The sequence below is a fragment of the Actinomycetospora sp. C-140 genome (assembly GCF_054796175.1).
In genome coordinates this window covers 257,266-274,903 of record NZ_JBTWNF010000006.1, presented here as the reverse complement: position 1 = coordinate 274,903, position 17,638 = coordinate 257,266, and the positions used below count along the sequence as shown (strand labels likewise).

The window sequence follows — 17,638 nt, the reverse complement described above, 5'->3', positions numbered from 1 at the left end:
ATCCAATCCGGCGGGCTCAGCCGTCCTCGAGGATCGCCGCGGCCTGGCCGAGACCCTCGCCCGTGCCGACGACCACGACGAGGTCGCCCGCGCGGAACGCGAACTCGGGGCCCGGGGACGGCGACACCACGTGGTCGCGCACGACCGCGACGATCGACGTGCTGGTGCGCGTGCGCATCGCGGTGTCGCCCAGCGTGCGCCCGTCGTAGGGCGAGCCGGCCCCGACGGGGAACTGCGCGGTGCTGATGCCCTCGACCTCGCGCTGCTGGTCCTGCAGCTGCGCGACGAGGTTCGGCGCGCCGAGCAACGTGCCCAGGGCCTGGCCCTCGGCGTCGGACAGCGCCACCGACGCGGTGCACGCGTCCGGGTCGTCGCGCCCGGACACCAGCAGCTCGCGGTGCCCGTCGCGATGCGTCAGCACCCCGATCCGCCGCCCCGACGCGGTGTCGAACTCCTGCTTGGTGCCGATCCCCGGCAGCCGCGTGACCTCGACGTCCACACCGCCACCCTACGAGGCCGTTCCGGACACGCACGGCGGGCGGGGGCGATCATCGTCATACCGGGCGCGGGCGGGTCACGAGCGCCGCAGGCGCACCTCAGTTCGCGTGCAGGGCGGCGTTCAGCTCGACCTTCGCGCCCTCGGTGCGCGGCAGGGCGTGGACGGCGCCGGACACGGAGTCGCGGCGCAGCAGGATGCCCGAGCGCCCCGAGAGCTCGGCGGCCTTGACGACGCTGCCGTCCTCGAGGGTCACGCGCGTGCCCGCGGTGACGTAGAGGCCGGCCTCGACCACGCAGTCGTCGCCGAGCGAGATCCCGATGCCGGCGTTGGCGCCGAGCAGGCAGCGCTCGCCGATCGCGATGACCTCCTTGCCGCCGCCCGAGAGCGTCCCCATGATCGACGCGCCGCCGCCGACGTCCGAGCCGTCACCGACGACGACGCCGCCGGAGATCCGGCCCTCGACCATCGACGTCCCGAGCGTGCCGGCGTTGAAGTTGACGAAGCCCTCGTGCATCACGGTGGTGCCGCTCGCGAGGTGGGCGCCGAGGCGCACGCGGTCGGCGTCGCCGATGCGCACGCCCGAGGGGATCACGTAGTCGACCATGCGCGGGAACTTGTCGACCGCGTAGACGGTGACCGGACCCCGCCCGCGCAGCCGCGCCCGAACCCGCTCGAACTCGGGCACCGGGCACGGCCCGTGGTTGGTCCACACGACGTTGGCGAGGTGGCCGAAGATCCCCGTCAGGTCGACGCCGTGGGGCTGGACCAGCCGGTGCGAGAGCAGGTGCAGGCGCAGGTAGACGTCGTAGGCCGACGCGGGCGGCCCGGTGAGGTCGGCGACGGTGCGCACCGCGACGACCTCGACGCCGCGGGCCTCGTCGGGGCCCAGCGCGTCGACCAGCGAGGGCTCGAGCTCGCCGGCCGGCACGACCACGGTGCCCGGCTCCTCGGCCATGCCGTCGCCCGCGTCCGCCAGCTCGGGCAGCGGGTACCAGGTGTCGAGGACGGTGCCGTCGGTGGCCACCGTGGCCAGGCCGACGCCGAGGGCGCGGGACGGGTGCGCGGGGGTGCTCATCGTCCGCCAGGCTAGCGGGCGTGGGCGAACCGGCGGCCGGGCGCGGTATCGGCAGGTCAGCGGGGCGGGTGGCGACCGCGTCGACGCTGCTCGCCGCCGTCGCGGGCGTCGTCGACCTGTGGGCGGTGACGAGCCTCGGCGGGCCGTTCGCCGGGGTCGTCACCGGCAACCTCGTCACCGCAGGCGGCGCGGCCGGGCGGGGTGACCTCTCGGCGCTGTGGCCGCCGCTGGTCGCGGTGCTGGGGTTCGCGGTCGGGGTCGCGATCTGGTCGTTCGCGTGGCGGGGCCGACCGCACGCCGTCGGGGCCCCCTTGCTCGTCGAGCTCGGGGTGCTCGTCGCCCTGGCCGTCGCCTGGGCCGTCACGGGGCCACGCAGTGCCGTGGTTCTCGTCCTGCTCGGCGCCGCCGCCCTCGCGATGGGCGGGCAGAGCAGCACGGCGCTGCGGCTCGGGGAGTCGACGACCTACCTCACGGGCACGCTCACGGGCGGGCTCGCGGCCCTCGTCGCCGGCGGGTCGCGGGGCCGGGTCGTCGCGCTGCGCCAGCTGGGCGCGCTCGTCCTCGCCGCGGCCGTCGCGGCGCTGCTGCTCGGGGTCGCCCGGTGGTCGGTGCCCGTGCTGGCGGTGCTCCTGCTGGTCGCGGCGCTGGGAACGCTCGGACGGCGCGACCGCGCGCGGGTGGCGGGCACCCGTCCGGGTGAGTCGCCGACTCCCGGCTCAACCGACCGAACCCCCGGTTAACCTCGGGCCGCGTGAGCGCCCCTCCCGTGACCCTCGACCTGCTGGCCGATCCCGTCTCGCTGACCGCGGCGCTCGTCGACGTCCCGAGCGTGTCGGGCGACGAGCGGGCGCTCGCCGACGCCGTGCAGGCCGCCCTGGCGGTCCAGGCGCCGCACCTGGAGCTGCTGCGCTCGGGGGAGGCGCTGCTCGCCCGGACGCGGCTGGGCCGGCCCCGCCGGGTGCTGCTGGCCGGGCACCTCGACACGGTGCCGATCGCCGACAACGTCCCGTCCCGCCGCGACGGCGGCACGCTCTACGGCTGCGGCACCAGCGACATGAAGTCCGGGGTGGCGGTGATGACCCACCTCGCGGCGGCGCTCGCCGAGCCGGCGCACGACGTGACCCTCGTGCTCTACGACTGCGAGGAGATCGAGGCGTCCCGCAACGGTCTCGGGCGCCTCGAGCGCGAGCACCGCGACTGGCTCGACGCCGACCTCGCGCTGCTCGGCGAGCCGACGTCCGGCCAGGTGGAGGCGGGGTGCCAGGGGACCCTGCGGGTGGTCGTGCGCACCAGCGGGCGGCGGGCGCACTCGGCGCGGTCGTGGCTGGGGGAGAACGCGATCCACGCCGCCGCGCCCGTGCTCGACCGGCTCGCCGCGCACGTCGCGCGGGAGGTCGACATCGACGGCTGCGTCTACCGCGAGGGGCTGCAGGCGGTGCGGATCGCCGGCGGCGTGGCCGGGAACGTCGTGCCCGACGCGTGCGAGGTCACCGTCAACTTCCGCTTCGCCCCCGACCGGTCCCTCGACGACGCGCGCGCGTACGTGGCCGGGGTGTTCGCGGGCTTCGACCTCACCGAGACCGACGCCTCCCCGGCCGCGCTGCCGGGGCTCTCGGCGCCCGCCGCGGCCGACTTCGTCGGGGCCACCGGCACGGTCCCGGTCGCCAAGTACGGCTGGACCGACGTCGCCCGCTTCGCCGCCCTCGGGATCCCGGCGCTGAACTTCGGGCCCGGCGACCCGAACCTCGCCCACACCCGCGAGGAGTCGGTCCCCGTCGGCGCGATCTCCGAGGCGTGCGACGTCCTGCGCGCCTACCTCACGCGCGCCTGAGTCCGTCCGGAGCAGCTCGCTCGCCCGGGTGCCGCGCGAGGTGAAGAACGAGCGGCGCTCTCGCTGCTTCGCGAGCAGCGAGAGCGCCGTTCGTCTCCGGGGGACCGCGCTCAGAGGGCCGCGACCTCGCTGCGCCCCGCCACGAGCTGGCGGGTGACGGTCGCGATCCGCTGGCCCGCGTACTGCGTGGCCTGGCGGGTCTCCTCGGAGATCGGGATCGAGCCCTGGCCGTCGACGTGCGACGGGCCGTAGGGGTTGCCGACCTGGAACTGGATCGGGTCGGTGTAGCCCGGCGTCACGATCACGCCGCCGAAGTGGTGGATCGTGGTGTAGAGCGCGAGCAGCGTCGACTCCTGGCCGCCGTGGGCCGTGGCGGTCGACGTGAAGCCCGAGTACACCTTGTCGGCGAGCTGGCCCTGCGCCCACTGCGGCCCGAGGGTGTCGATGAACTGCTTGAGCTGCGCGGCGACGTTGCCGTAGCGCGTCGGCGTGCCGAACACGACCGCGTCGGCCCACAGCACGTCGTCGGCGGTCGCCTCGGGGACGTTCGCCGTCTCGTCGGCGTGCTGCTGCCACGCCTCGTTCGCGGCGACGGCCTCCGGCGGCGCCAGCTCGTGCACCTTGCGGACGCGCACCTCGGCGCCCGCGCCCTCCAGACCCTTGGCGTACTCCTGCGCCAGCGCGTGGATCGTGCCGGTGGAGCTGTAGTAGATGATCGCCACCTTCGGGGTGACCGTGGCCACGAGAGCCTCCTGGGGTCGAGAACGGTTGCTCGTTCAACCACCGGGTCCCCTGGGTCCGGCGGACGCGAAACGACGACCCGCGCCACAACCCCGCGTTCGGACCCCGTTCGTGTGGGGTCCTTAGGCTCGTCCGCATGCTCCACGACGACCCGGCCGGTCAGGACGCCACCGCGCCGCGGCCCACGACGATCGACCGCCGGCGTCCCGAGCACCGCGACCCGGCCCGCCTCAGCTCCACCACCGACCAGCGCCTGCTCGACTCGCGCGGCCCGGCCGACTGGGTGCACTCCGACGCCTGGCGCGTCCAGCGGATCCAGGCGGAGTTCGTCGAGGGCTTCAGCGTCCTCGCGGAGATCCCCCGCGCCGTGACGGTGTTCGGCTCGGCGCGCACCCCGCAGGGACACCCCGAGTACCAGCGCGGCGTCGACCTCGGCGGCGCGCTCGCGCGGGCGGGCTACGCGGTGATCACGGGCGGCGGACCGGGCGCGATGGAGGCGGCCAACCGCGGGGCCGCCGAGGCCGGCGGGCTCTCGGTCGGCCTCGGCATCGAGCTGCCCTTCGAACAGGGGCTGAACCCCTGGGTCGACCTCGGCGTCGGCTTCCGCTACTTCTTCGCCCGCAAGACGATGTTCGTGAAGTACGCCCAGGCGTTCGTGTGCCTGCCCGGCGGCTTCGGGACGCTCGACGAGCTGTTCGAGGCGCTGGTGCTGGTCCAGACCGGCAAGGTCACGCGGTTCCCGGTCGTGCTGCTCGGGCGGGACTACTGGGGCGGGCTGCTCGAGTGGCTCGCCGGACCGGCGCTGGACGCGGGCACGATCAGCCGCCGCGACGTCGACCTCGTGCACCTCACCGACGACATCGACGAGGTGGTGACCATCGTCGAGGAGGGGTTCCGCGAGGCGGTCGGGTCGTGACGCGACCCCACGCCGTCTGCGTCTTCTGCGCCTCCGGGGCGGTCCCCGAGCCCTTCATCGCCCTCGCGGGCGAGGTCGGGGCGGCGATCGCCGCCCGCGGCTGGAGCCTCGTCTCCGGAGGCGGGCGCGTGTCGATGATGGGCGCGGTGGCCCGGGCTGCGCGCGAGGGCGGCGCGCGCACGGTCGGCGTCATCCCCGAGGCCCTGGTGGCCCACGAGGTCGCCGACGACGAGTCCGACGAGCTGGTCGTCGTCGGCGACATGCGGACGCGCAAGGGGGAGATGGACGCGCGCAGCGACGCGGTCCTGGCCCTGCCGGGCGGTCTCGGCACGCTCGAGGAGCTGTTCGAGGCGTGGACGTCGCACGCCCTGCGGATGCACGACAAGCCCGTCGTCGTGCTGGATCCCGACGGGCACTACGACCCGCTGTTCGCCTGGCTCGACGGCCTGCGCGGCACGGGCTTCGTCTCCGACCGGGGAATGGCGGGCGTGGTGCGCACCACCACCGTCGGCGCGGCCCTCGACGCGCTCGACCCGGCGTCCACCGCGCGGAGCGTGCCAGGATCGGGGTGATGACCACCCATCACCGTCCGCTGCTGCCCGCCGACGGGCGGATCGCGGTGATGGCGATCGTCAACCGCACCCCGGACTCGTTCTACGACCGCGGCGCCGCCTGGGACCCGTCGGCGGCCCTCGACGCGGCCGACCGCGCGGTGGCCGAGGGCGCCGACGTCGTCGACGTGGGCGGGGTCAAGGCCGGCCCGGGCCCGGGCGTCGACGCCGCCGAGGAGCTGCGCCGCGTGCTCCCGACCGTCGAGGCCGTCCGGGCGCGCCATCCCGACGTCGCGATCAGCGTCGACACGTGGCGCGCCGAGGTCGCCCGCGAGGTCTGCGCGGCGGGCGCCGACCTCATCAACGACACGTGGGCGGGCGTGGACCCGGAGCTGGGCGAGGTCGCCGCGGAGTTCGGGGTGGGCATCGTGTGCTCCCACACCGGCGGCGCCGTCCCCCGCACCCGCCCGCACCGCGTGCGCTACCGCGACGTCGTCGCCGACGTGATCGCCGAGGTCTCGCGGCAGGCGAAGGCCCACGAGCAGGCGGGCGTCGACCCCGCGCGGATCCTCGTCGACCCCACCCACGACTTCGGCAAGAACACGTTCCACGGGCTCGAGCTGCTGCGCCGCCTCGACGAGCTCGTCGCCCTCGGTCGCCCGGTGCTCATGGCGCTGTCGAACAAGGACTTCGTGGGCGAGACCCTCGGCACCACCGAGGTCACCGAGCGCCTCGAGGGGACCCTCGCCGCCACCGCCGTCGCGGCCTGGGGCGGCGCGCGCATGTTCCGCGCCCACGAGGTGGCGGCGACCCGTCGCGTCGTCGACATGGTCTCGGCGATCCGCGGCGACCGCGCCCCCATCCGCACCGTCCGGGCCCTGGCATGAGGTGCCTGCGGCATGTGAGCACTTCGGAGTGCTCCAGCACTCCGAAGTGCTCACATGCGCGGAGCGCACCGTGAGGGCGCAGACCGAGGACTGGTTCGCGCGGCGGACGTGGGCGCGCCCGGACTGGACCGCCGACGAGCTGACCGCCGCCAAGCGCGGGCGCACGGTGTCGGTCGTGCTGCCCGCGCTCGACGAGCAGGAGACCGTCGGGGGCGTGGTCGCCGCGGTGCGCCCGCTGCTCGGCACGCTGGTCGACGAGCTGGTCGTCGTCGACTCCGGCTCCATCGACGCCACCGCCGAGCGCGCACGGGCGGCCGGCGCGCGCGTCGTGCCGCGCGACGCGGTCCTGCCCGAGGTGCCGGTGCGCCCCGGCAAGGGCGAGGTGCTGTGGCGCTCGCTGGCCGCGACGTCGGGCGACGTCGTCGTCTTCCTCGACTCCGACCTCGTCGACCTCGGCCCGGACTTCGTCGTCCACCTGCTCGGCCCGCTGCTCACCGTCGACGGCGTCGCGCTGGTCAAGGGCTTCTACCACCGCCCGCTGCGGATGTCCGACCACGACGCCGCGCTCACCGGCGGCGGGCGCGTCACCGAGCTCACCGCCCGGCCCGCCCTCGCCGCGCTGCGCCCCGAGCTCTCCGGCGTCGTGCAGCCGCTCGGCGGCGAGTACGCCGCGACCCGCGAGCTGCTCGAGTCGCTGCCGTTCGCCGCGGGCTACGGCGTCGAGATCGGGCTGCTGCTCGACACCCACCGCGAGCGCGGGCTCGACGCGATCGCGCAGGTCGACCTCGGGGTGCGCAAGCACCGCCACCGCAGCCTGCGTGCCCTGGGCGCCACGGCCGCCGAGGTGCTCGACGCCGTCCTGCGCCGCTGCGTGCCCGGCCACCCGGGCAGCGACCCGCTCACCCAGTTCGTCCCGGTCGACGGCGACTGGCTCCCCGACGAACAGGCGGTCGCCACCGCCGACCGCCCGCCCCTGGCCACGCTCCGATCGAACAGGGGCACCCCCGGGAGCTGACGCCGGTCGTCGGGGGTCCCACCTACGATCGGACCCCATGGGCAGCGCGCTGGTGTACGTCATCGTGGTCGGCCTCGTGGCCGCCGCGGTCTACCTGCTCGTGGCCTTCGTCTTCGGCCGGGGCGAGGAGCTCGCCCCCATGCCCCCCGGCGCCACCCCGACGCGGCTGCCGGCCCGCGACCTGACCGGCGGCGACGTGCGCGACCTGCGCTTCCAGCAGGCCCTGCGCGGCTACAAGTGCAGCGAGGTCGACTGGGCGCTCGAGCGCCTCGCCGCGGAGGTCGACGCCCTGCGCGCGCGGGTCGACGCGATGGAGGGCCCCGAGGAACCCGAGGAGAACGCCTCCCCGGTCGCCCACACCAACGGCCACGCGGCGGCCGCGGGGAGGGCCGACGTCGCCGACCCGTCGCCCACCGACCCGACCGTCCGCGGCGAGGGCGCGTCGGTGGACGCGCCGCGGGGAACGTCGGGGGTCGACGGCCTGGCGCGGTAGCCCCGGCCGGACCACGAGGCGAGCACCACGAGAGGCGGAGCAGCGGGCATGGCACGGCGCGAGATCACCTTGTCGGTCGACGTCGACGCCCCGGTCGAGACGGTCTGGGGCGAGGTCACCGACTGGGAGTCGCAGGGCGAGTGGATGCTCGGCACGAGCGTCAAGGTCACCCGTGGTGACGGCACGAGCGTCGGCTCGGAGCTCGCGGCGACCACGGGGGTCGGCCCCCTGGGCGTCACCGACACCATGGAGATCGTCGGCTGGGACCCGCCGCACCGCGCGACCGTGCGGCACACCGGGCGGGTCGTGCGCGGCAGCGGCGTGTTCAGCGTCGTCGAGCGCCGCACCGCCGACGGGCGCGAGGGCTCGACGTTCGTGTGGAGCGAGCAGCTCGACCTGCCGCTGGGCCCGCTCGGGGCGCTCGGCTGGCCCGTCGTCAAGCCCGCCTTCGCCTGGGGGCTGCGGCGCTCGCTCGACGAGCTGGCCCGGCGCTGCGAGCGGTCCGCGCGATGAGCACGGTGATCTCGTGACGGTCGCGGTCGTCGGCGACGACGGTGTCGGCCGCTGCCCCTGGGGCACCGGCAACGACCTGCTCGCGGAGTACCACGACGCCGAGTGGGGCCGGGAGCTGCGCGGCCGGGACGCGCTCTACGAGCGGATCAGCCTCGAGGCGTTCCAGTCCGGCCTCTCGTGGCTGGTGGTCCTGCGCAAGCGGCCCGCCTTCCGCGCCGCGTTCGCGGACTTCGACCCGGAGGCCGTCGCCGCGTTCGGCGACGACGACGTCGCCCGCCTGCTCGCCGACGCCGGGATCGTCCGCAACCGCGCGAAGATCGACGCGACGATCGCCAACGCCCGCGCCGTCCTCGGCCTCGCCGACCGCGGCGAGGACCTCGACACGCTGCTGTGGTCGTTCGCGCCGCCCGCGCGGGAGAAGCCGCCGGCGGGCTTCGAGGAGGTCCCGGCGACGACGCCGGAGTCGACGGCGATGGCGAAGGCGCTGCGCGCCCGCGGCTTCCGTTTCGTGGGCCCGACGACGTGCTACGCGATGATGCAGGCGACCGGGATGGTCGACGACCACGTCGCCGGATGCTTCCGCGCGATCGACGCCGGCTGACCCCGCGGGCGGGCCCGACACGACGGGACCGCGGGCCGACACGCGGCCTGACCGGGGAGGACACGCCCGGATGATCGCTCCGGTGTCGTGCCGGTCGGGCCCATAGGGAAGAATCGTCACCTGACACACGGCGCTCGCTCTCCGGCCGCCCACACGGGCACTCCGGGGGACGAAGACGACCAGCTCGTGGAGGGAGCACGCTATGGCGGCCATGAAGCCCCGGACCGGTGACGGTCCCCTCGAGGTCACCAAGGAGGGGCGCGGCATCGTGATGCGCGTGCCTCTCGAGGGTGGGGGGCGCCTCGTCGTCGAGATGACGGCCGACGAGGCGGGCGACCTGCGGGAGGCCCTGCAGGGCGTGGTCGGCTGAGCACCCCGACGTCCGCCGCTGGAGCGGGGGACCGCACCGTCGGCCCGGCCGACGTCGACGGGGCGGCCTTCGCGGCCCCGGCGCTCCCCACCCCGCTCGCCGCGCTCACCACCGAGCCCGCGCCGGAGCGCGTCGCCGTCCTGCGGTGGCGACGCCGCTCCGAGCCGCCCGACGAGCCCTCGGACCCCGGAGCCGAGCCCGACGCCGGCCCCGATGCCGACGCCGGTGCCGACGCCGGTGCCGGTGCCGACCCCCCGATCGACGGCGCCCCACCGGGCTGGCGGCCCTCCGCCGGCGCGGTGGCCGCGCTGCCCGGGCCGGCGCCCGGCCAGTGGCTCGTCGGCGCCGGCGGGGGCGAGGCGAAGGACTGGCGCGCGGCGGGCGCGGCCGCGGCCCGGGCACTGCGCGACGCGCCCGCCGGCGCCGTGGTCCCCGATCCCGGCACCGACGGCACCGACGGCGCCGACGGCGCCGACCTGCCCGCTCCCCGCGTCGCCGTCCTGCGACCGGACCGTCCCGAGGACGTCCCCGACGACGCCGACGGCTGGGCCGCGCTCGCGCTCGGCGTGGTGCTCGGCTCGCACCGGTTCCTCGTCCGCTCCGGCGACCGCCCCGCCCTGCTGGTGCACCTCGACATCCCCGCCGAGCACCGGACCGCCGTCGACCGCGCCGTCGACCGTGCCGTCGAGCTCGCCACCGCCACGGCCCGCGCCCGCGACCTCGCGGACACGCCGTCGGGCACCAAGTCGCCGGCGTGGTTCGCCGCGACCGCCGCCGAGCTCGTCGCCGACGCCGACGGGCTCGGGGTCACGATCCGCGACGAGCAGTGGCTCGCCGAGCAGGGCTTCGGCGGCGTGCTCGCCGTGGGCGGCGGGTCGTCCCGCCCGCCGCGCCTGCTCGAGCTGACCTGGTCGCCCCCCGACGCGGGCACCGACCACGTCGTCCTCGTCGGCAAGGGCATCACGTTCGACACCGGCGGCATCTCGATCAAGCCGAACGCCGGGATGGCGGACATGCGCACCGACTGCTCCGGCGGCGCCGCGGTCGTCGCGGCGCTGCGGGCGCTGGCCCGGCTGGGCACTCCGGTCCGCGTCACCGGCCTCGTGCCGCTGGCCGAGAACCACGTCTCCGGCTCGGCCTACCGGCCCGGCGACGTCGTGCGGCACCGCGGTGGCACGACCACCGAGGTCACCAACACCGACGCCGAGGGCCGGATGGTCCTCGCCGACGCGATCGCCTACGCCCTGGACACGCTCGCACCCGACGTCGTCGTCGACGTCGCCACCCTCACCGGGGCGATGAAGGTCGCCCTCGGCGTGCGCACCGGCGGCGTGTTCGGCAGCGAGCCGGCGCTGTGCGACGCGCTCGTCGACGCCGGCGCGGCCACGGGGGAGCCCTGGTGGCCGATGCCGTTGTCCGCGGACCTCGACCCCGACGTCGACTCCACGATCGCCGACGTGCGCCAGGCGCCCGGCGGGCCGGGCGGCATCGCGGCGGCGCTGTTCCTGCGCCGCTTCACCGACGGGCGGCCCTGGCTCCACCTCGACATCGCCGGGCCCGCGCGCAGCGACGGCCAGCACGAGGAGGTCGCCAAGGGCGCCACCGGCTTCGCCGCGCGCACCCTCGTCGAGTTCTGCGCCCGCCGGTCCTCAGGGAGCTGAGGCGTCCCGGAGGGCCGCGCAGAGCAGGCCCTCGGCGACGGGGAGCATCAGCGGGACGAGGCGCTCGTCCTCGCGGACGGTCCGCACGGTCTCGCGCAGGGCACCCGCGAGCGCTTCGCGGCGCACCGGGTCGGCGATGCGGCCCTGCCAGAGGACGTCGTCGAGCACCACGACCCCGCCCGGGCGCAGCAGGCGCATCGCGGCCTCGAGGTCACGGGGGAAGTCGGTGGTCACGCCGTCGACGAGCACGAGGTCGTAGCCCGCGTCCGAGAGCTTCGGCAGCACCTGGCGCGACGAGCCCGTGATCATCCGGACGCGCCCGGGCCCGAACCCCGCCTCGACGCACGCCGCGCGGGCCTGGGCCTGCCGGGACCCGTCGGGGTCGATGCTCGTGAGCAGGCCGTCGGCGGGCATCCCGCGCAACAGCGCCACGGTGCTCAGGCCGAGGCCGGTGCCGATCTCCACGACGGCCCGGGCCCGGGTGGAGGCCGCGAGGAACGTCAGCGCCGCCGCGGTGGCCGGGGAGACGGCCACGACGCCCTGCTCGGTGGAGCGGGTGCGCAGGCGGGTGAGCAGCTCGTCCTCGGCGAGGAACGCGTCCGCGCGGTCGGCGATCCGGGTGCGCGCGCGGGCGGCGCCGTCGGCCCCGGCGGACCCGTCCACGGCGGTGTCGGCGCCGGGCGCGGCGGTGCCCGCCGCGGCACCGGGGGCGCGGACGGCGCGCAACGGGCGCTGCGCGCCGCGCACGCCACCGCCTCGACCGCCCGGCCCGCCCGGGCGTCCCGTCGCCATGGGAGCAGGCTAGATCGAGAACGGGGCCCGGTCGGCGTGCCGCGCCGACACGCCGACCACACGGTCGGGGTCGCGCCCACCACCGGTGGATCTCCGCCGCACGCGGAAACTCAGCGGTCTCTCAGCACGACCTCACCCCTGTGACATCACGGCGCGCCAGAGTGGTGTCACGTCGCCGGCACCCCCGACCGGCGCCGCCAGGACGAGCCGAGGAGCCCGCACCCCGATGCCCGACACCTCCGCCTCCGCCGCGGTCCTCGACCGCCCCGACACCACGGCTCGCGACCAGGCCTTCCAGGACGCCGAGTCCGGTCTCGACGCGGCCGACGTGTGGGTGCCCCCGACGTGGGACGACGTCGTGCGCCTGCACGCCGACCGCGTCTACCGCCTGGCCTTCCGCCTGACCGGCGACGCCCACGACGCCGAGGACCTCACGCAGGAGACGTTCATCCGCGTGTTCCGGTCGCTCGCGGGCTACAAGCCCGGCACCTTCGAGGGCTGGCTGCACCGCATCACCACCAACCTCTTCCTCGACATGGTGCGCCGCCGCGCCCGCCTGCGGATGGAGGGTCTGCCCGAGGACACCGACCGGTTGCCCGGCGGCGGTCCCGACCCGGAGCAGGTCTGGTCGGAGGCGCACCTCGACCCCGATCTGCAGGCTGCGCTCGACGCCCTCGCCCCCGAGTTCCGCGCCGCGGTCGTGCTCTGTGACGTGGAAGGTCTGTCGTACGAGGAGATCGCGGCGACGCTCGGTGTCAAACTGGGGACCGTGCGAAGCCGCATCCACCGTGGGCGCCAGTCGCTGCGCGCCGCTCTCGAGTCCCGCGCCGCCGAGCGGACACCTCTCCGGGACCAGGCATGATCTCCGGTCGCGGTGGCTCGGGGTGGTGGTCCGAGCGCTTCACCGAGGCCGGCCACCTCGCGCTCGACGCCGTCGTCGCCTTCGTCGACGACGAGCTGCCGCCCGGACCGGCGCACCGCGCCGCGATGCACGTCGACCGCTGCCTGTCCTGCGCCGCCGAGGTCGCCGCCCAGCGGCAGGCCCGGCGCCGGGTCCGCGCCGCCGGTGACCCGGCCGCGCCGAGCTCCCTGCTCAGCGCCCTGTGCTCCATCCCCGACGCCGCGCCGCTGCCCGGCCCGCCCGCGGGGCTCGCCGTCGACGCGGACGGGCAGTTCGTCGTGCCGGCCGACGCGTCGGACGCCCCCCGTGCCGAGCGCCGGGGCCGGCGCCGCGGTCGCCGGCGCGCCCTCGCGGTGCCCGTGGCCGTGAGCTCCGGTGTCGTCGTCGGCGCGGCCGCCCTCGCGGCCCTCACCGGCCCGGTCGTCGTGGCCGGCACCCCGGCGCCCGCCCCGCCCGGCAGCACCGCACGTGCCGAACGCCCGCTGCCCACCACCGCCGCGGCCGCCGACCTGTCGGTGCGCAGCGAGCGCGGGGCCGCACCCGGCACCGCGCTGCCCGGTCCCGGCACGCCCTGACCCGGCACGCCCCGACCCGGCGCTGCACACCGGACCTTCACCACCGCGGTCGCACGCTGTGACCGTGTCGACGCGGCCCGCCCCCCGAGGCTCTACGGTGGAGGGGCGATGAGCACCGACCCGCGCGGCCGCCCGCCCCACGAGCCGGCCGACACGTCTCCCACCGAGCCCGGCCACGACCGCGAGCACGGGGGGTCGGCGAACGGCGCCGCGTACCCCGACGGTGCGGACACGCACGGCCCGGCCGAGGGCGTCGACGGGCACGGCAACGGTCACGACGCGCACCACGTCGACGGCACCGTCGACGGCACCGGCAACGGCGCGGGCCACGGCGTCGCGAACGGCTCGGGCCACGGCTCGGGCCACGGCGTCACGAACGGCTCGGGCCACGGCTCGGGCCACGGCACCGCCAACGGCTCGGGCCACGGCACCGCGAACGGCTCGGACCACGGCACCGCGAACGGCGCGGGCGGCGGTGCCGCGAACGGCACGGGCTACGGAGTGAGCAACGGCGCCGGGAACGGGCACGGCGTCGGCGACCGTGATCTGGCCGCCGCGTTCGGTCGTCCGGCCGGCGTGTCCGGCGGCTTCGGCGACCGCACCGCGGAGAGCGTCGGGTCTCACGGGCCCGCCCCACGCGCGTCGCACGGCGACCCGCCGGCACCGGCGCTGGTCGCCGCGTTCGGCCGTCCCGAGGGCTCGACGGCGTCCGGCGCCACCTCCCTGCAGCGCCCCGAGCGTCCCGCCGACCGCGGCGACGACCGTCCCGACGACTTCTGGGAGGGCGACGAGAAGGCCGGCGCCGACCCGTGGCGCGACCCGGGCGCCGGCGCCGAGCTCGGCGGGCCCGCGCTGGGCGACACCCGCAGCGCGACGGCGACGCCACCGACCGGGCCGCGGCTCTCGGCGCGCGAGCTGGTCCTCGGGCGCCGCGTGCGGCCGACCGCGCTCGCGCTGCTCGCGGTGGTGGCCCTGCTCATCGGCGGCGTCGGCGGGATCGTGGGCTGGGCGGTCGCCGGTGGCGCCGACAGCCTCGTCGATCCGGGCGCGTCCCTGAGCCCGGTCTCGGCGGGTCACGAGCGGCCGCCGGGCTCGGTCGCCGACATCGCCGGTCGTGTCGCGCCCGCCGTCGTCTCCCTCGAGCTGCAGGCCGGCACGAGCGGCGGCACCGGCTCGGGCGTCGTGCTCGACCCGAACGGCTACATCGTCACCAACAACCACGTCGTCGAGCTGGCGGCCAACGACCCCCGGGCCTCGCTCGAGGCCGTCTTCGCGTCCGGGCTGCGGGCGCCGGCGCGTGTCGTGGGCCGCGACCCGCAGACCGACGTGGCCGTCGTCAAGGTCGACATCGCGAACCCGGTCGTCGCGCAGCTCGGGCGGTCCTCGGACCTGCGGGTGGGCGACGGCGTCATCGCGATCGGCTCCCCGCTGGGGCTCGCCGGCACGGTCACCGAGGGCATCGTCAGCTCGCTGGACCGCCCGGTGCGCCTCGACGCCGAGACCAGCGACGCGAACCCCGTCATCGACGCCATCCAGACCGACGCGGCGATCAACCCCGGCAACTCCGGCGGCGCGCTCGTCGACACGTCCGGCGCCGTGGTCGGGATCAACACCGCCATCCGCACGCTCGGCGGCGGCGAGGGCGGCTCGATCGGGCTCGGCTTCGCGATCCCCATCGACGACGTCCGCACCATCGCCGAGTCGATCATCCGGACCGGCAGCTACGCCCACAGCGACCTCGGCGTGAACGCGAAGTCGGTCACGGACGGCACCTCGGACGGCGCGCAGGTGCTCAACGTGCGCCAGGGCGGGCCGGCGTCGCGTGCCGGGCTGCTCGAGGGCGACGTGGTCCTGCGGGTCGACGACCGCCCGATCGCCTCCGCCGACGAGCTCGTCGTGGCCGTGCGGGAGCATCCTCCGGGGCAGACGATCCAGCTGGGCGTCGTCCGCCAGGGACGGCCGTTGACCCTGCAGGTGACGCTCTAGGAGGTCGGGGTGTTCGACAACATCGGCTGGCCGGAGCTGCTGGTCCTCGCCCTCGTCGGCCTGTTCGTCCTCGGCCCGGAGCGCCTGCCGGCGGCCGCGGCGTGGGTGGCGAACACGGTCCGCACGATCCGCGACTACGCCACCGGCGCGCGCGACCAGCTGCGCCAGGAGCTCGGCCCCGAGTTCGACGAGCTCCGCAAGCCGCTCGAGGACCTGCGCTCGGTGCGCGACCTCGACCCCCGCCGGGCGGTGCGCCAGCACCTGTTCACCGACCCGCCCGCCGACGGCACGTGGAGCGGGTCGGCCACCCCGGCCGCCCCTGCCACCCCGGCCGTGGCCGGCACCCCCGCGATCGCTCCGTCGACCGCCACGCCGAGCACGCCGCGCGCCGGGCGTGCCGACAGCGGGCCGCCACTGAAGCCCGGTGAGATCGCGCCGGTGGACCCCGACGCGACCTGAGGCGCGGGAACGGCACGGCAGCGCGACGGAGGAGCGCTGTCGAGTCGTCTCCTCGTCGCCGGGACGGCCCTGACCGTCGTCAGCCGCCCCGACCGTGATCAGTTGACCTGACGGTCGCGGCCCTCCCAGTACTCCTCGCGCAGCTTGAACTTCTGCAGCTTCCCGGTGGCCGTGCGGGCCAGGCCGTCGCGGAACTCGATCGAGGTCGGGGCCTTGTAGCGGGCCAGGTGCGCCTTGCAGTGCTCGATCAGCTCGGCCTCGTCGGCGTGGGCACCCGGAGCGAGCACGACCAGCGCCTTGATCGTCTCGCCCCACTTCTCGTCGGGCACGCCGATGACGGCGACCTCGGCGACCGCGGGGTGGTTGAACAGCGTGTCCTCGACCTCGATCGACGAGACGTTCTCCCCGCCGCTGATGATGACGTCCTTGCGCCGGTCGCTGATCGTCAGGTAGCCGTCGCCGTCGACGGTGCCGCCGTCGCCGGTGTGGAACCAGCCGTCCTTCAGCACCTTCTCGGTCTCGTCCGGCCGCTCCCAGTAGCTCTTGAGGATCACGTTGGAGCGGGCGAGGACCTCGCCGTCGTCGGAGATGCGGACCTTGACGCCCAGCGCGGGGGCGCCGGCCCGGCCGAGCCGGGCCGCGCGCTCGTCGGTCTCGAGGTCGTCCCACTCGGCGCGCGTGCGGTTGAACGTCAGCAGCGGCGAGGTCTCGGTGAGCCCGTAGATCTGCACGAATTCCCAGCCGAGGACCTCCTCGACCTGGGCGATCGTCCTCGTGGGCGGCGGTGCGCCCGCGCCCACGATGCGGACCCGCCCGCGCCCGGGGATCTCGCCCTTCCACTCCGCGGCCGCGCCCAGCACCGCGCTGATCACGGCCGGGGCGGCGCAGAGCACCGTCACCCCGTGGGCCTCGACCCGGCGCAGGATCTCCGCGCCGTCCACCTTGCGCAGCACGATGTGCTTCGCCCCGAGCCCGGTGACGCCGTACGGCATGCCCCAGCCGTTGGCGTGGAACATCGGCAGCGTGTGCAGGTAGACGTCGCGGTCGTTCACGCCGAGGTGCATCGAGAACGTGGTGGCGTTGACCCAGAGGTTGCGGTGGGTGAGCTCCACGCCCTTGGGGCGCGCCGTCGTCCCGCTCGTGTAGTTGATCGTCGCGGTGGCGTCCTCGTCCGGCTCCCAGGGCTCCGGGTCGACGCCGAAGCGGTACATCTCCTGGTCGCCCTGCTCGCCGAGCACGATCGTGCGGGCGCACGGGACGCCCTTGAGCTGCTCCTCCAGCTCCGGGTCGACCAGCAGCAGGCTCGCCCCGGACTGCTCGACGATGTAGGTGACCTCCTCGACCGACAGCCGGAAGTTCACCGGCACGAGGACGCGCCCGTGGCCCGAGACCCCGAAGAACGACACCAGCAGGCGGGCGCTGTTGTGGGACACGATCGCGACGCGCTCCCCGAACCCGATCCCCATCGCGTCCAGCCCCGCGGCCTGGGCCCGGGCCAGCGCCGCGACCCGGGCGTACGTCAGCTCGGCGAGCGGTGTGGCCGGCTGGTCGGGCTCGTCGACGATCCCCGTCCGCGCGCCGTAGACGATCTCGGCGCGGTCGAGGAAGTCCTGGATCTCGAAGGGGACCTGCATCATCAACTCCCGGGAACGGCGCCGGCGACCGCGACGCGGTGGACCGCACGCTCCCACGGAGATCGTTGTTTCGGCGAGAGCATGCTCACGAGGGCCGGCTCGCGGCTCGGTGCGCCGCGCCGTGACTGTTACCGTCGG

The 17,638-nt window shown here is 75.9% G+C and carries 19 protein-coding genes and 1 pseudogene; 15 read left to right on the top strand and 5 right to left on the bottom strand.

Translation table 11 applies throughout. The features are described from left to right. Positions 1-16: 16 nt before the first annotated feature. Both ACR9E3_RS12940 and dapD read right to left on the bottom strand, forming a co-directional pair. Complete coding sequence (locus ACR9E3_RS12940) at positions 17-499, bottom strand: cation:proton antiporter regulatory subunit (protein ID WP_460380673.1); 483 nt, start codon at positions 497-499, stop codon at positions 17-19. 97 nt (positions 500-596) lie between these two features. After that, complete coding sequence (gene dapD / locus ACR9E3_RS12935) at positions 597-1,574, bottom strand: 2,3,4,5-tetrahydropyridine-2,6-dicarboxylate N-succinyltransferase (RefSeq protein ID WP_460380672.1); 978 nt, start codon at positions 1,572-1,574, stop codon at positions 597-599. Positions 1,575-1,642: 68 nt separating this feature from the next. Between dapD and ACR9E3_RS12930 the strand changes: the two genes are divergently transcribed. Together ACR9E3_RS12930 and dapE are read left to right on the top strand one after the other, a co-directional pair. Then, entirely contained in the window at positions 1,643-2,314 is a 672-nt protein-coding gene (locus ACR9E3_RS12930; protein ID WP_460380671.1) for a YoaK family protein, read from the top strand. Positions 2,315-2,325: 11 nt separating this feature from the next. Beyond that, the gene (gene dapE, locus ACR9E3_RS12925) at positions 2,326-3,405 is read left to right on the top strand and encodes a succinyl-diaminopimelate desuccinylase (protein ID WP_460380670.1); all 1,080 of its coding nucleotides are present in this window, start codon (positions 2,326-2,328) and stop codon (positions 3,403-3,405) included. A 110-nt stretch (positions 3,406-3,515) separates the two neighbouring features. On the opposite strand, the gene wrbA is transcribed toward dapE, so the two are convergent. After that, complete coding sequence (gene wrbA, locus ACR9E3_RS12920) at positions 3,516-4,148, bottom strand: NAD(P)H:quinone oxidoreductase (protein ID WP_460380669.1); 633 nt, start codon at positions 4,146-4,148, stop codon at positions 3,516-3,518. Positions 4,149-4,282: 134 nt separating this feature from the next. Here wrbA and ACR9E3_RS12915 point away from each other — a divergent pair, with 134 nt between their 5' ends. The 9 genes and pseudogenes from ACR9E3_RS12915 to ACR9E3_RS12875 all read left to right on the top strand — a co-directional run bounded on the left by ACR9E3_RS12915 (position 4,283) and on the right by ACR9E3_RS12875 (position 11,153). Further along, the gene (locus tag ACR9E3_RS12915; RefSeq protein WP_285653247.1) at positions 4,283-5,062 is read left to right on the top strand and encodes an LOG family protein; all 780 of its coding nucleotides are present in this window, start codon (positions 4,283-4,285) and stop codon (positions 5,060-5,062) included. Continuing rightward, positions 5,059-5,634: an LOG family protein gene (locus ACR9E3_RS12910; RefSeq protein ID WP_460380668.1), complete on the top strand. Its 576-nt coding sequence runs from the start codon at positions 5,059-5,061 to the stop codon at positions 5,632-5,634. Before ACR9E3_RS12915 ends, ACR9E3_RS12910 begins: the two co-directional genes overlap by 4 nt. After that, entirely contained in the window at positions 5,634-6,500 is an 867-nt protein-coding gene (gene folP, locus ACR9E3_RS12905; RefSeq protein WP_460380667.1) for a dihydropteroate synthase, read from the top strand. Before ACR9E3_RS12910 ends, folP begins: the two co-directional genes overlap by 1 nt. Positions 6,501-6,570: 70 nt before the next feature. Then, positions 6,571-7,515, top strand: coding sequence for a glucosyl-3-phosphoglycerate synthase (locus ACR9E3_RS12900; protein ID WP_460380666.1), 945 nt, complete (start codon positions 6,571-6,573; stop codon positions 7,513-7,515). A gap of 37 nt (positions 7,516-7,552) precedes the next feature. After that, positions 7,553-7,852 (top strand): annotated as a pseudogene (locus ACR9E3_RS12895) (DivIVA domain-containing protein); the annotation flags it as partial. Between the two features lie 204 nt (positions 7,853-8,056). Continuing rightward, entirely contained in the window at positions 8,057-8,521 is a 465-nt protein-coding gene (locus tag ACR9E3_RS12890) for an SRPBCC family protein (RefSeq protein ID WP_460380665.1), read from the top strand. A 13-nt stretch (positions 8,522-8,534) separates the two neighbouring features. Next, positions 8,535-9,122 carry a DNA-3-methyladenine glycosylase I gene (locus ACR9E3_RS12885; RefSeq protein WP_460380664.1) on the top strand — a complete coding sequence of 196 codons (588 nt, stop codon included), beginning with the start codon at positions 8,535-8,537 and terminating at the stop codon, positions 9,120-9,122. Positions 9,123-9,324: 202 nt separating this feature from the next. Beyond that, entirely contained in the window at positions 9,325-9,492 is a 168-nt protein-coding gene (locus tag ACR9E3_RS12880) for a DUF3117 domain-containing protein (RefSeq protein ID WP_133827309.1), read from the top strand. Positions 9,493-9,791: 299 nt separating this feature from the next. Beyond that, positions 9,792-11,153 (top strand): leucyl aminopeptidase family protein, encoded by a 1,362-nt coding sequence (locus ACR9E3_RS12875; RefSeq protein WP_460380663.1) that lies wholly within the window; start codon positions 9,792-9,794, stop codon positions 11,151-11,153. Here ACR9E3_RS12875 and ACR9E3_RS12870 read toward each other — a convergent pair. Further along, positions 11,142-11,945 carry an O-methyltransferase gene (locus ACR9E3_RS12870; protein ID WP_460380662.1) on the bottom strand — a complete coding sequence of 268 codons (804 nt, stop codon included), beginning with the start codon at positions 11,943-11,945 and terminating at the stop codon, positions 11,142-11,144. The two genes, ACR9E3_RS12875 and ACR9E3_RS12870, sit on opposite strands and share 12 nt — an antisense overlap. A 226-nt stretch (positions 11,946-12,171) precedes the next feature. Between ACR9E3_RS12870 and sigE the strand changes: the two genes are divergently transcribed. The 4 genes from sigE (at position 12,172) to tatB (ending at position 15,866) form a co-directional block, all read left to right on the top strand. After that, complete coding sequence (gene sigE, locus ACR9E3_RS12865) at positions 12,172-12,807, top strand: RNA polymerase sigma factor SigE (RefSeq protein ID WP_460380661.1); 636 nt, start codon at positions 12,172-12,174, stop codon at positions 12,805-12,807. Beyond that, on the top strand, positions 12,804-13,421 hold the full coding sequence (locus ACR9E3_RS12860; RefSeq protein WP_460380660.1) for a zf-HC2 domain-containing protein: 618 nt from the start codon (positions 12,804-12,806) through the stop codon (positions 13,419-13,421). The genes sigE and ACR9E3_RS12860 overlap by 4 nt, the downstream gene beginning before the upstream one ends. A 108-nt stretch (positions 13,422-13,529) precedes the next feature. Next, positions 13,530-15,407: a S1C family serine protease gene (locus ACR9E3_RS12855; RefSeq protein ID WP_460380659.1), complete on the top strand. Its 1,878-nt coding sequence runs from the start codon at positions 13,530-13,532 to the stop codon at positions 15,405-15,407. A gap of 9 nt (positions 15,408-15,416) precedes the next feature. Then, complete coding sequence (gene tatB, locus ACR9E3_RS12850) at positions 15,417-15,866, top strand: Sec-independent protein translocase protein TatB (protein ID WP_460380658.1); 450 nt, start codon at positions 15,417-15,419, stop codon at positions 15,864-15,866. 98 nt (positions 15,867-15,964) lie between these two features. Here the strand turns inward: tatB and ACR9E3_RS12845 are convergent, their stop codons facing one another. Next, on the bottom strand, positions 15,965-17,500 hold the full coding sequence (locus ACR9E3_RS12845; protein WP_460380657.1) for an AMP-binding protein: 1,536 nt from the start codon (positions 17,498-17,500) through the stop codon (positions 15,965-15,967). Positions 17,501-17,638 lie beyond the last annotated feature (138 nt).

Coding starts and splice junctions, on each gene's coding strand:
- ACR9E3_RS12855 (WP_460380659.1), top strand. CDS start 13,530: ATGAGCACCGACCCGCGCGGCCGCCCGCCCCACGAGCCGGCCGACACG.
- ACR9E3_RS12915 (WP_285653247.1), top strand. CDS start 4,283: ATGCTCCACGACGACCCGGCCGGTCAGGACGCCACCGCGCCGCGGCCC.
- sigE (WP_460380661.1), top strand. CDS start 12,172: ATGCCCGACACCTCCGCCTCCGCCGCGGTCCTCGACCGCCCCGACACC.
- dapD (WP_460380672.1), bottom strand. CDS start 1,574: ATGAGCACCCCCGCGCACCCGTCCCGCGCCCTCGGCGTCGGCCTGGCC.
- ACR9E3_RS12880 (WP_133827309.1), top strand. CDS start 9,325: ATGGCGGCCATGAAGCCCCGGACCGGTGACGGTCCCCTCGAGGTCACC.
- ACR9E3_RS12870 (WP_460380662.1), bottom strand. CDS start 11,945: ATGGCGACGGGACGCCCGGGCGGGCCGGGCGGTCGAGGCGGTGGCGTG.
- folP (WP_460380667.1), top strand. CDS start 5,634: ATGACCACCCATCACCGTCCGCTGCTGCCCGCCGACGGGCGGATCGCG.
- ACR9E3_RS12890 (WP_460380665.1), top strand. CDS start 8,057: ATGGCACGGCGCGAGATCACCTTGTCGGTCGACGTCGACGCCCCGGTC.
- ACR9E3_RS12845 (WP_460380657.1), bottom strand. CDS start 17,500: ATGCAGGTCCCCTTCGAGATCCAGGACTTCCTCGACCGCGCCGAGATC.
- ACR9E3_RS12860 (WP_460380660.1), top strand. CDS start 12,804: ATGATCTCCGGTCGCGGTGGCTCGGGGTGGTGGTCCGAGCGCTTCACC.